General features: G+C 49.0%; 10 protein-coding genes. 7 read left to right on the top strand and 3 right to left on the bottom strand.

The window, feature by feature from the left end; translation table 11 throughout:
* The first annotated feature begins 133 nt into the window (after positions 1-133).
* Positions 134-739, top strand: a complete 606-nt coding sequence (locus UNH61_RS15940) for a hypothetical protein (protein WP_326992959.1) — start codon at positions 134-136, stop codon at positions 737-739.
* A 133-nt stretch (positions 740-872) separates the two neighbouring features.
* Here UNH61_RS15940 and UNH61_RS15935 read toward each other — a convergent pair whose 3' ends face one another.
* Positions 873-1,115: a GlsB/YeaQ/YmgE family stress response membrane protein gene (locus tag UNH61_RS15935; RefSeq protein WP_326992958.1), complete on the bottom strand. Its 243-nt coding sequence runs from the start codon at positions 1,113-1,115 to the stop codon at positions 873-875.
* A 76-nt stretch (positions 1,116-1,191) separates the two neighbouring features.
* A complete protein-coding gene (locus UNH61_RS15930) occupies positions 1,192-1,551 on the bottom strand; it encodes a DUF1801 domain-containing protein (RefSeq protein WP_326992957.1) in 360 nt (119 codons plus the stop codon).
* Positions 1,552-1,675: 124 nt separating this feature from the next.
* Here UNH61_RS15930 and UNH61_RS15925 point away from each other — a divergent pair, with 124 nt between their 5' ends.
* Positions 1,676-2,686: an LLM class flavin-dependent oxidoreductase gene (locus UNH61_RS15925; RefSeq protein WP_326992956.1), complete on the top strand. Its 1,011-nt coding sequence runs from the start codon at positions 1,676-1,678 to the stop codon at positions 2,684-2,686.
* On the opposite strand, the gene UNH61_RS15920 is transcribed toward UNH61_RS15925, so the two are convergent.
* Positions 2,687-4,627, bottom strand: a complete 1,941-nt coding sequence (locus UNH61_RS15920; RefSeq protein ID WP_326992955.1) for a PKD domain-containing protein — start codon at positions 4,625-4,627, stop codon at positions 2,687-2,689. It lies immediately after the preceding gene.
* Positions 4,628-4,753: 126 nt separating this feature from the next.
* Here UNH61_RS15920 and UNH61_RS15915 point away from each other — a divergent pair, with 126 nt between their 5' ends.
* The 5 genes from UNH61_RS15915 (at position 4,754) to UNH61_RS15895 (ending at position 12,661) form a co-directional block, all read left to right on the top strand.
* Positions 4,754-5,179 (top strand): hypothetical protein, encoded by a 426-nt coding sequence (locus tag UNH61_RS15915; protein ID WP_326992954.1) that lies wholly within the window; start codon positions 4,754-4,756, stop codon positions 5,177-5,179.
* A gap of 43 nt (positions 5,180-5,222) precedes the next feature.
* On the top strand, positions 5,223-10,265 hold the full coding sequence (locus tag UNH61_RS15910) for a DUF4132 domain-containing protein (protein ID WP_326992953.1): 5,043 nt from the start codon (positions 5,223-5,225) through the stop codon (positions 10,263-10,265).
* 121 nt (positions 10,266-10,386) lie between these two features.
* Complete coding sequence (gene rluF, locus UNH61_RS15905; protein ID WP_326992952.1) at positions 10,387-11,130, top strand: 23S rRNA pseudouridine(2604) synthase RluF; 744 nt, start codon at positions 10,387-10,389, stop codon at positions 11,128-11,130.
* Positions 11,111-11,818, top strand: a complete 708-nt coding sequence (locus UNH61_RS15900) for a hypothetical protein (RefSeq protein WP_326992950.1) — start codon at positions 11,111-11,113, stop codon at positions 11,816-11,818. The genes rluF and UNH61_RS15900 overlap by 20 nt, the downstream gene beginning before the upstream one ends.
* 81 nt (positions 11,819-11,899) lie before the next feature.
* Positions 11,900-12,661 carry a hypothetical protein gene (locus tag UNH61_RS15895; protein WP_326992949.1) on the top strand — a complete coding sequence of 254 codons (762 nt, stop codon included), beginning with the start codon at positions 11,900-11,902 and terminating at the stop codon, positions 12,659-12,661.
* Positions 12,662-12,686 lie beyond the last annotated feature (25 nt).

Genomic DNA, 12,686 nt, shown 5'->3' with positions numbered 1-12,686 from the left:
TGGAAAAGAAATAATCCTATGTATACCTTTATATCAGGTTTTTCATAGGATATGGTTAAAATATGAAAGGGGAGGTAGTCTTGCCACCCCTTTTTTTATTATATTGGAGATGGAGTGATATCTTTAGGAACCTATGGGACAGATACAAAGAAGAATGATAGGAGAGCTTGAAGCCGCAGGCTTTTCATATTATGATGTTAATTATATTTTCCGGAAAAAAGAATTGCAACCCGAAGAAGTAACCATTATACTGAAATGGCTGCCGGATATTTATACAGAACATATTGGTACCGGTGATATATTGGTTCGTTCGCTGATAGCTGCAAAGGAGGCTTTTGATCCTGCTGTGGTCATTGCGTTGTTGGACCGTGAAGATCTCAATGATTCTGTTAAATGTGGCCCGGCAGTAACCCTTGCATATGCAAGTACCTGGGATATTTCCACATGGCTGAGGAAGCGGCTGGAGGTATATAGATTTGAGAGCGCTTTGCTGATAGCGGGATTGCCGGCGAAAGGAGGATTCGGAACAAGGGAGGAACTGTTGGATTTTCTCAAACGGATATTTGACAAATATTGTAGCTGTGAAAGCTGGTTTAGGGTTTTCCGGAAATATGCGACAAAAGAAGAAATACCATTTCTGCAAAATGGCCAGGATCTGGGCAATAAGCTAACACGTAGTGAGAGTATTAAGTCAATCAATATGATCAATGCCAGAAAGAAAACATTCAAATTCCCGTAAACACGCTCTTATAGCAGGCAAACAACAAAACCTCAAAAGAGCATCGTTCACCCTTAAGAGAACAATGCTCTTTCACCCCGAGTGGGGCGCCTGACAAAATAAAAAGTTGTGAAAACCGGGGCTCCGGGTACTATTACCCCCGCTTAACCAGACGGATAATCCAGATTAACAAAACTGCTCCAATAAAAGCAACAACCAATGCACCAATTTTGCCGCCAGCATGTAAGCCCAGCAGTCCGAAGATCCATCCGCCGAGCCATCCGCCGACGATACCTACGATAATATCGACAATCACACCAAATCCTTCACCACGCATTACTTTACCGGCAAGCCAACCGGCGATGCCGCCAATAATTATGGACCATAACCATGACATAAGAAAATGTTTTTAGTGCAGTTATGAATGTAGGATTTTTATTTCGGATAATCAATTCAAATTTTCGAGCATAGTATTATTGTTTTTTTGACGCATAGAAATACAGCATTTTATCCAGTACGTCGTTTACGATATCCATTGGAATGTCTTCAGCAGGATCTATGAGCAGTATCTTCATCCGTGCCCGCTTTTCCTGCTGCAACTGCGGATGGGAAATATGTTTGCCTTCCACTATTCCGATGTAAGGGAGATGTAATTGTTTATGTATCCACAGATAGCAACACATTTTCCCGTTGTAACAGAAAAAAGGCATTTTATATTTCCATGCTTCGGTGATATGAGGATCATAATTTCTCAGGTGATCTCTTAGTGCCAGCAGGCAACTTTTGGCAGGCTCCTGCTGTGATTCAAACCAGGCATCAATTTCGCGCAACATACCGTATATAATTGTCCCAAAAATAAGCAATAAACGAACGTGCTTACCTGAAGTATATCAGGTCGTTCCCGTGAGATGCATTATCGTAAATTTGCAGCTCTCACTCCCAAAACATTTTTGAAGTATGAGTAAGCAAGAATCAAAGCTACCCGTGTCGGTATTAGACCTGGCGCCGGTATTGGAAGAACAGACACCCGCAGATTCATTTAAGAACAGTATGAGGCTGGCGCAACATGTTGAGAAACTGGGCTACAAACGCTTCTGGATGGCGGAACACCATAATATGATCAGCGTGGCCAGCTCTGCCACGGTAGTTTTACTGGGATATATAGCCGGAGGTACCAACACCATCAGGGTAGGTTCCGGTGGTATTATGTTGCCCAACCATGCGCCGCTGATAGTGGCGGAGCAATTTGGTACGCTGGAATCGTTGTATCCCGGCAGAATAGACCTGGGACTGGGAAGAGCGCCCGGCACCGATCAGGTTACTGCAAGGGCATTACGACGCGACCACCTCGGCGCTGCCAACAATTTCCCCGAACAAATACAGGAACTGCAGCATTACCTGTCTTTCGATAATCATACAGGCGCTGTAAGGGCTATTCCGGGTGAAGGGCTTGATATTCCCATCTGGATATTAGGTTCCAGCACCGACAGCGCTTATCTGGCGGCTGCTATGGGCCTGCCTTATGCTTTTGCCAGTCATTTTGCACCGGCACACCTGCATGCTGCCCTGAAAATCTACCGGCAACATTTCAGACCCTCCGAATTTCTGCAGGCGCCTTATACCATGGCCTGTGTGAACGTGGTTGCTGCTGATACCGATGCTGTTGCCAACAGACTGGCTACTTCCTTCTATCAGCTATTCCTCAATATTATTCGTGGAAAGCTGCGTAAAATGGGACCGCCGGTTGATAGTATGGAGGGGATATGGAACGAATATGAAGAAGCACAGGCCCGTCATATGATGACTTACTCTTTCATAGGCAGCCCTGCTACCGTGCAGGCGGGACTACAGCGCTTTGCAGACGATACGCAGGTTGATGAGCTGATGGCTACGGCACATATCTACGATCAGGATTGCCGCCTGTATTCTTATGAACTCCTCAAAGGTGTGGCCGATCAGCTGACATAATTATCGTATAAGCGTTACCGTGCCCTTTCTGCTGAAACGGCGGCCGGTATAATCAACTCCCTGCACCATCCATACATAGGTGCCTGTGGGAGCTGGTTGCCCCTGCCAGCGGCCATCCCAGCCGCCAGGCAGGGTATTGCTGCGGTAAACTTCCTGTCCCCATCTGTCCCAAATGCAGAAGAAATCAAGCGTGGGCACACCGGCTGCTATGACGCGGAACAAATCGTTGCGCCCATCGCCGTTCGGCGTAAATGCATTCGGAACATAGAATTCCGGTCCCTTATAAACTTTAACATTAACAGATGCCTGATCGGTACAACCTTCCGGCGACGTAAGCGTAAGCCGGTACTGCTGATCTTTTTGCAGTACGGCTACAGGATCAGCGATGTATGGATCGTTCAGCCCTGTGGCCGGCGACCACTGGTAGCTAATCCGTGGATCGGTCCATTGGGCACGTAGTTGCAGGGGTTGCCCCGTCGCTACGATAGTATCGCTGCCCGGGCGTGCGTACACTGCTGTTACCCTGGCTGGTGCTGCTGCTATGGCAGATTGACATCCTTCTGTACTAACTGCGTATAGCTGTGCCCGGTAGTAGCCGGTATCTGCGTATTTATAACTCACCTGCTGGCCTTCCGCGGTACTGTTGTTGCCCAGGTTCCAGTACCAGCCGGCAATGGGCGTGCCCGGCGTAAGATTGGATGCGTTGAAGTCGGTGGTATTGCCCAGGCATACATCCGTACTGGTTGCGCTTACCTGCGGCGTATTGGCTACCAGTATATTTTTCCCGGTTGCGTTGCTGCAACCTTCCTGCGTGATTACACTAAGCTTTACTTTTCTGGTACCGGTAGTTTTAAAAGGAGGAGCTGGATTCTGCTGATTACTACTGCTGCCATCATCCCAGTCCCATTTCCACTGTTGCAGCGTGCCTACCTGAACGGTAGATTTATCGCTCATCTGCGTATGGGTACCCAGGCAAAACGGATTGGGCCCGAAGTCCGCTACAGGTATGGAGCCTACGGTGAAGGGGGCATTGAGTGTATCGGAGCGGCAACCACTGTTGTCTTCTATGACCAGCCGCACGGTATAATGGCCGGCGCCGGGGTAAGTATGTGCAGGGGGCTGAGGAACGCTGGTGGTGGTGCCATCGCCCAGATCCCACCACCAGCGGGTAATGGTGCCGAAAGAACTTGAATTATCCTGAAATTGTACAGGCACACCATCACAGAATACCTGCCCGTCGTTAAAGCCGAAGGCCGGGCGCAAGGCTGCACAGAACTGCTGCAGATTGGATAAAGCCCCGGTGGATCCGGCAAAACCCCAGAATACTTCCGGGTTACCATTGAAGATATCTTTGACAATATCTTTATCGAGCGATAATCGCAGCGCCTTATCCATGTACACTTCCATATGCTTCCTGTTGGCATCCCAGCTGATCCGGAGCAGATGCCATTGCCCATCTGTAATGATATCATTGTCCTTAAGCGCTGTCACCGGGCCGGCCACATTATTCGGGCTGTTGTGATCCAGGTCTCCGTTTATTTGTATGGCCAGGTGATCATAGGCGGGGTCATTGTATTCACGGTTCTGATGAGTGTCAATCAGCACCCCCAGTGAGGGAGAAATGCCCTTGAAGCCAAGTCCACCGCCGGAAGCACCCAGGTTGGTGCCTTGTGTTTGCAGGATGAAACCAATGCCATCTGCGCCATCCTTATGTTTACTGCCGAGGTTAACATCAAACACATAGTTGAACGATTGATCCAGATTTATTTTATTCTTGTTCCAGACAGTTCCGCTGGTATTGAGCTGGTCCGGTGTTAGTACATAGCAGTTGCACGTGCGCTGGGTTGCGGCGCCATTGAGTATATACGGAAGAAGTGTCTGGCCTGTCAGTTGGCAATACAGCAGCAACAGGCCGGAGGTCAGGTATAGCAGCTTTTTCATATCGGAAAAGGGGCTGGCAGTTTTTGCGGTGAACAAGTTACGGTGCCGCTATTAAACATCAAAGCATTATTATTTGGATACCGCAGATTTTACCTTAGCTTTGCCCGGACCCAAAGTGATGTTGACATGCAAATAACGATTAGTGTAAAACAACCAGGCAGGAAACATGCGCTCATTGATAAACGGGTGATTGAAATTACTGACCTGGGAGTTAACCCAACACTGCAGGAATTCATACTGGCTGTTGTTAGCCAGCAGGTAGATGAATACAACAGCAAACCATTGGAGAAAAACCTTTTACCATTCCTGACTGCCGAACAGGTGGAAAGTCAGGCTGCTACCGGTAAGGCCGGTTTTGGCAGTATTTATAACGAGAACAGGGCCGACGTTCGTAAAGCTCAGGAAACCGCTTTGCTGGCGTTTAAAGATGGCTTATTCGCTGTGTTTGCAGATGAAGAGGAGATCCGGCAGCTGACAGATAAAATTCCGTTGAACCAGGAAACAGTTATTACCTTTATAAGGTTAACCTTTCTTGCCGGCAGCTTCTGGTGAGATGTAATTTTAACCCGATATTAATAGCAAAGACCTTTTATTTATGAACGCAGATCAATTCCTGGCAAGCAGGGAAATGCCGGCTCATTATGAGAAAATGATCACGGAACTGGATGCCGTGCAAAACGGAAAAGCCCAACATCCATTACTGACCGCTACCACCGCTGAACTGGGCTTGTTGCTGATGTGCGACAGAGAGGCAGCCAAAGAAAATGTATATTATGGTTTCCGCCGGATGGTTACCTATCAGTCCACCCGGTATAACAGGATCAAAGAGCTGATGCCCGCAGCTGGCTGGGAGGACCCCACTGCCGGGAATCTGCTGGTATACATCTACGGTGAAGAAATGGCGCCGGCTGCAAAGCTGGCCTGGAACAGGATCCCTCATGAAATGTACCAGCGGGGTTCATACCGCCGTTCCTTTACAGCGCCGAATGATCCGGAAATATATTTCACCAACCAGGTGAATTTTATTGTGCTCACCTGCCTGTCATCCTTTAAAATCAGCTATGTTGGCGGGTATACCATCAGCGCTTATCAACTGAACCTGGAAGAGCAGATCAGATACGATCAGGCGTTGCAGGCAGAAGTGATGTACAAGATCTGGGCCGCTGCAATAGACTTGAGTAATACCGCCGTGTTTCAGCTGACAGAAGACATAGTTTATAACAAAGAGAGCATTGGCAAAGTAACGCGCGGGATCATTAAATCACTGCTGGCAAGCCATTCAGAGAAAGCATGGAAACTGGTGGAACAACTGCTACTGGCGGCCCAGCGCCAGGAAGGATTACGGCAAACCATCCTCGAAGCATTGGATGAATGCAGTCTTGGTGCCCTTAAATATATCATCAGGGTGCTGATCGATCATAAAATGTCGCGCTTTTCTTCCGTAGTACGCGCGCTGGATACCTGGACAGGACTGAACTGGGAAGCGGAGAAAGAAAGTGCCGTCAACCAGTTCCTGGAAAAAGCGCATAGCTATCTCACGTCTCCCGGGCTGATCCCCGACGCCATGAAGAGCCCGAACAATATAGACGTATACATGGCGCTCTGGGCGCAGGGCGTATTTGATATTGCTGAAACCAGGCCATTGCTGGTGGAGCTGCTGCGAACAGGGAACGCGGATAAACGTTGCCTGGCGCTGATGTTCGCCGCAGAAACGAGGTACTACAATGTGGATATGCCGCTGTTTTACGAGGCCCTGGACGATAAAGATGAAGCGGTGCTGGGAACGGCATTGCTGGGCATCAAAAACCTGATGCATGGCCAGGGAGCACACTATGATAAGTATTTCCCCGAACTGTTCGACCGCCTGCAAAAGGCCGCACAACGCGCACCGGAGAAACAGAAAACATTTTCCGGTACCATCTTTTCCGGCCGCACGACCTGGATTCACAGGAGTGATGCGCTGGCGGCCATGCTGCCATTGGTGCTGGAAAAGCAGGAAAGGCTGGATGTGATCATGACCTGGTACGATACCATGGAGCTGTCGCTGAAAGAACAACTGGCCCGTTTGGTATTCCCTGATCATGGCGTATACCATTGGGAGAAGAAGAAGGATGCGACAGCGCCATTGACGCCGTTCCAGCGGAAGTTTGCTTTCCGGCTGCTGAAAGACAGAGGTGAATACCTGATCAACATAGCGTTCAATGCACTGGATGATGAACCGTTCGATGTGGCTGAAATGGAACCCTTTGTTGAATTGCTGAAACGCAAAGGCGCTTCCGCAAGAAGCAAGGCCATTGCATTGATATTACGCCAGCGCGGTGAACTGCTGCAATCCGCCACCAGTATGCTGCTGCAGGGAGATGGAGAACAGCGCGTGGCCGGATTGGACATTGCTGTGCAATTGAAAAAACAAGGTCGCCTCGCAGAAGATATCAGGCAATGGCGGACCGTTTTCCGGGAGCGTAAAAGCATCGCACCACGGGAAGAAGTGTTGTTACAACAATTAAGCGAAGAAGAAGGTACACTTGCCTTTGATGAAACCAATGGCTATGGATTGTTTGATCCTGCGCTGACATTACCTGCTGCATTGCCTGCCATAAAGGAAGACGACGAATATGGCCGGAGAATCCGCCTGCATTCCTATGGCTTTTCGAGGCCGGTAGCAGATATGAAAGCAGCTTTGGCAGCGCTGGCAGAACTGATGCAGCAGCATGGCGATCATGAATATGAAGTAGAATACTACGATGGCAGCCGTTCAAAGATATTGCTCGGCAATGCATTTAACCGGAACAAACCTTACAATTATACATTTGAAACACCGGAGGCGGAGTACGCGTCTTATCCTTTACCGGAAGTCTGGGATAACTGGTATCAGGCGCAGCAACTGACTCCTGCGGATCTGTTTATCCTGAATACATTGATGGGCGACGCTTTCGAGCTGCCCAAGAAATGGAAGGACTTTACTGATAATTTTTATCCTTCTTATGAACAGCTGGCGCCGCAAACGATCGTAAAAAAATATGGTCACCGTACCGCCAGCCCGATAACAGCAATTTTAATAGCACTTAGCCTGATACATCCATTCCCGGAAAAGAATGAATTCCTGATAGGCGCTACCACCAGGCTTTTTGCGTCACTGCCGGAAGAAGTGCTGCAGAAAAATTATGAAGCTACCGGCTGGCCGTATTACCAGGGCGGATGGCAATCGATACCGTTGTTTAACAAGATGATCAACGCGATAGATATTCCTGCGTTGACTAACGCGATGGTAACCCCCGCCTGGCAACTGTTCCATTGGATGCAGTTTACAGGCCGGCCTGAATTTCAGGCCACACACCGGCCTCCGCTGGCGATCTTCTGCAAGGCTTTTGAAGCAGGTGTTATCAGCGAAAGCGAATTGTATCGCGGACTGATCAGCGTGGATAACATCCGGATGTTGTCGCAGGCGCCCAACACCCGCTGGCGCCAATGGTTCGATTATTTTAAACATTTCCCTTTCCTGAAGGAGATGTACACCAGGGTCCGGGAACACTTCCTGGATATAGAACTGAAACGCGGCGACTCAGCTACACCAGTGACAAAATTTGTGCAGGTGCTGGATCGCATTTACGGCATCGACCGGCTGTCGGAATTACTTTCCGGTCTTGGGAAAACGTCGCTTCACAGAGGGTATGTATATACTTACGGAGATAAAGAACTGAGCCGGCAAATAGTATTCAGCATGCTATTGAAACGCTGTTTGCTAACGCCAACGGATACACAGGAAGCGTTTGATGCTGCCATGAAACGGATTAAAGCAGGAGAAACGCAGTTGATAGAAGCGGCGGTGTATGCGCCCCAGTGGCAGCGTTTTGTCAGCAATTACCTGAACTGGAAAGGATTGGATTCCGCCATCTGGTGGATGCACGCGCATACCAAAGCCTCCGGAGGATCAGAGCAGAATGCGGAAGCAGAAAGCGAGATCGCACGTTACTCTGCGGTAGACCTGGCGGATTTTAAAGCTGGTGCTGTGGATAAAGAATGGTTTCTGAAAGCCTATAAGGAGATAGGAAAAGCACGCTGGCAGATTGTTTACGACGCTGCCAAATATATCAGCGATGGCAATGAACACCGCCGTGCACGTTTATACGCCGACGTTATTACCGGGGAACTGAAGATTAAGGAAATTACACAAAAGATCAAAGAAAAGCGTGATCAGGATTACCTGAGAATGTATGGTCTGGTGCCATTGAGCAAAACCCGGCAGGAGAAAGATCTGCTGGAGCGCTACAATTACCTGCAGCAGTTTAAGAAGGAAAGCCGTCAGTTCGGCGCGCAGCGCCAGAGCAGCGAGGCGCTGGCTATGCGTATTGCCATGGAGAACCTGGCCCGCAACGCCGGTTATGCTGATCCGCTGCGTCTGACATGGGCCATGGAAACCAGGCAGGTACAGCAGATCCTGTCGAAGGAAACACAGGTGCAATACGATGATGTAACCATTGGGCTCATCATCGATGAAACCGGGATGGCCGATCTGGTGGCGTTTAAAGGCGACAAAGAACTGAAATCCATTCCGCCCAAATACAAGAAGGATAAGAAAGTAGAGGAGCTGACGGCATTCAGGAAGATACTGCGCGAACAGTTCAGCCGGTCGCGGAAATCGCTGGAAGATGCAATGGTCAGGGGAGATGGTTTTCTCTACGCCGAATTACAGGAGCTGTTCGGGCATCCGGTCATATCGCGGCATCTGGAAAAACTCGTGTTTGTAGCCGGCGATAAGCATGGTTGCTATCATAACGGCGCGCTGGTATCAGCCACCGGACAGCAGTTTGAGCTGACCGAAGCGGATCATATACGGATCGCACATTGCACGGATTTTTACCAGCTGAAGGTCTGGAGCGATTATCAGCGCTATGCGTTCGACAAACAGCTGCAGCAGCCGTTTAAGCAGATATTCCGCGAATTATATGTACCACTGGCCGATGAATTGGCAGAGAAAACGATCTCGCGCCGCTATGCCGGCCACCAGGTGCAGCCCAGCCAAACCGTAGCCCTGCTGAAGAACAGGCACTGGAAGGTGGATTATGAAGAAGGCCTGCAGAAGGTCTTTCATAAAGAAGGTTTTGCAGCCAAGATATACGCCCTGGCAAACTGGTTCTCTCCGGGAGAAGTGGAAAGCCCTACGTTGGAAACACTGGAATTCCTCGATCTGAAAACAGGTATGGCAGTACCTTTTGAAAAGATATCACCGCTGATATTCAGTGAAGTGATGCGCGATATCGACCTGGTGGTAAGCGTGGCACATGTGGGCGGTGTAGATCCGGAAGCCAGCCATTCGTCCATCGAAATGCGCAGTGTATTGCTGACCGAAACGCTCAGGCTGTTTAAGCTGAATAATGTGACTGTCAGCGGCAGCCACGCCCGTATCAAAGGACAGCATGGCGAATATAGCGTACACCTGGGAAGCGCCATCGTACACCAGCTGCCCGGGAAGTATCTTTCCATATTGCCGGTACATTCCCAGCATCGTGGCCGGATATTCCTGCCTTTCCTGGACGATGATCCAAAATCAGCAGAACTGATATCTAAAGTACTGCTGCTGGCCAGAGACCAGGAAATCCAGGACCCTACGATTTTATCGCAGCTGAGTATGAACTGAGGCATTTGTTGTCTCCCGAAATAATAAAAAATAAAAAGCAGCCTGCATACAACGGGCTGCTTTTTATTAAACACCTCCTTTTCCCGGATTTAAGTAAATTGCGGCTGACTTCAACGTACATATGGACATCAGCATTAACAAATACATCAGCGACACCGGCTTCTGCAGCCGGCGGGAAGCAGATAAATATATTGAGCAGGGCAGGGTTACCATCAACGATGATATTGCATCGAAAGGCAACCGGGTGAAAGACGGCGACGTAGTAGAGGTGGATGGGGAACCGCTGAAAAAGAAGAAATCCACGGTGTATATCGCACTGAATAAACACAAGGGGATTACCTGTACCACCGATCTTAAAGATAAAACCAATATCATCGACTACGTAAATTTCTCTTCGCGGATATTTCCGATAGGCCGACTGGATAAGCGTTCTGAAGGATTGATCTTTCTTACAAATGATGGTGATATCGTGAATAAGATTCTGCGCGCGGGCAATCAGCACGAGAAAGAATATATCGTAACCGTAGATAAGCCTGTAGACCTGGAATTCATAAAGGCGATGCGTAACGGAGTACGTATACTCGGTACCGTTACACAGAAATGTTTTGTGCAACAGGAAGGATCTAACCGCTTCCGGATCATCTTAACCCAGGGGTTGAACCGCCAGATCCGGCGTATGTGTGAGGCATTGGGATATGAAGTAACCACCCTCAAACGGGTACGCATTATGAACATGACGCTGAAAGACCTGGCACCGGGGAAATGGCGTTACTTCACAAAAGATGAAGTGAATGCGATCAATGCGCTGGTAGCTAACAGCAGCAAAACAGAAAAAAACGATGGCCATGACGGGATGGACGAATGACAGTCGCTGCGGTGCTGCGATGATTTCCCGCAACAACGACCGGTTCCCGGTATCTGTGGCCGTTTCCGCCCGCTCGATGGACTGGCTGTTGTCGTCGTTCTACCATACGCTGCATCCCTCAGAGCATACTACCATGAATGGTATAGCCGCTCATCATTACCTGCTGGGCCGCCATGCCGCCAAGATGGCCGCACAGCATTTCACCAATGCCCCGCCCGGGGAAATACGTATCAGCTCAGGCGTTTTCGGGCAGCCTGTGCTGAGCTGCGCCGGGCATTGTAACCTGCAGGTGAGTATCTCCCACAGCAACGAGCGCGCCATTGCGATCGTGTTCCCTGAGCAGCATCCGATGGCAGTGGACATCGAATCTTTAGACAGCATCAAACATCTTCCCGATGAAAATGCACCATTACCGGTGGGGCTGCCCTACCAGGATGGTGTGCTGCGTATGCTGTTGTGGACCGCCAGAGAAGCGCTTTCCAAAGTGCTCAAAACCGGCCTCACTACGGAGCTGGATATACTGGCTACCGACACCGTAACAGCCGGGAATGGCTTCCTCACCATTACTTTCAGGCATTTTATGCAGTATAAGGCGATCTGCTGGATCGCGGGCGATATGGCCTGCGCGCTGGTGTTGCCCGGCAGGAGCGATATTGATATGGCTGCGCTGAAAGCAATTACCTGCTGATTTTTTATTACAGATGATATATCTTTGTGCCTGTTTATAACGGACACCATTTGATTGTAACCTAATCTTCAAAACCTCCTTATGATTGTTTTTTACCAGATCGTTACTAAACCATTAACAGCGAAAAACCTTCCGGATGAAACCTGCCCGGTATGCGGACAAAAAGGCGGCGTACAGGTAACGCTTTACATGAGATATATTTCAGCGTTGCTTCCCGTATTTGGTTTGGGCAGCAGAACCGGGGTGCATTGCAGTCTTTGTTCGCACGAGATTAAGAATCCGGATGCCCCGCTTTTCACCAAACAGCAATATTCGCCAACAATTGCGACCGCTATTAAGGATATAAAGGAAACGTATAAACGAACTTTATGGCAGCAGCTTTATCCGTTTTCCATGTGCTGGTTGTTTCTGCTGCTGATAATAGTTGCATTTATCTTTGGTCAGGGAGCCAAACAACGGATGGCTACAACCAGAGAGCTGTTGGCCCATCCACAGCCAGGGGATATTTATAAATCCAGCTGGAGCGATACAGAGTCGTCTCAAAGCCGCAGCCTGCTGGTGAAATTCAACAGAGTTAGTGGCGACACCATGTTTGTGGTACTCAGCAAAGCTTCTATCACCAACAGCTACAGCGCAAAAGAATGGGAAACTCTTTCCAGCGATAATAGCGCTTTTGATTCGAAGGAATACAAAATTAGTTATCCCAGGTTTCTGGAAACCAAAGATTTCTTTGCCTTTGATCCTGCGTCGTCATCTCCTTATAAAATCACTTATAAAGGGGCGCCGGTAGCCAAGGGTGTTGGTGGTAGTGTGGATTTTGATGTAGTGGAACGGAAGAAGTAACGGAACCGTATATACGAATGAACGG

The organism is Chitinophaga sp. 180180018-3, from assembly GCF_037893185.1.
In the GTDB taxonomy this organism is placed as follows: domain Bacteria; phylum Bacteroidota; class Bacteroidia; order Chitinophagales; family Chitinophagaceae; genus Chitinophaga.
The sequence above is the reverse complement of the archived record's forward strand: the minus strand, read 5'-3'. Positions and strand labels throughout refer to the sequence as shown.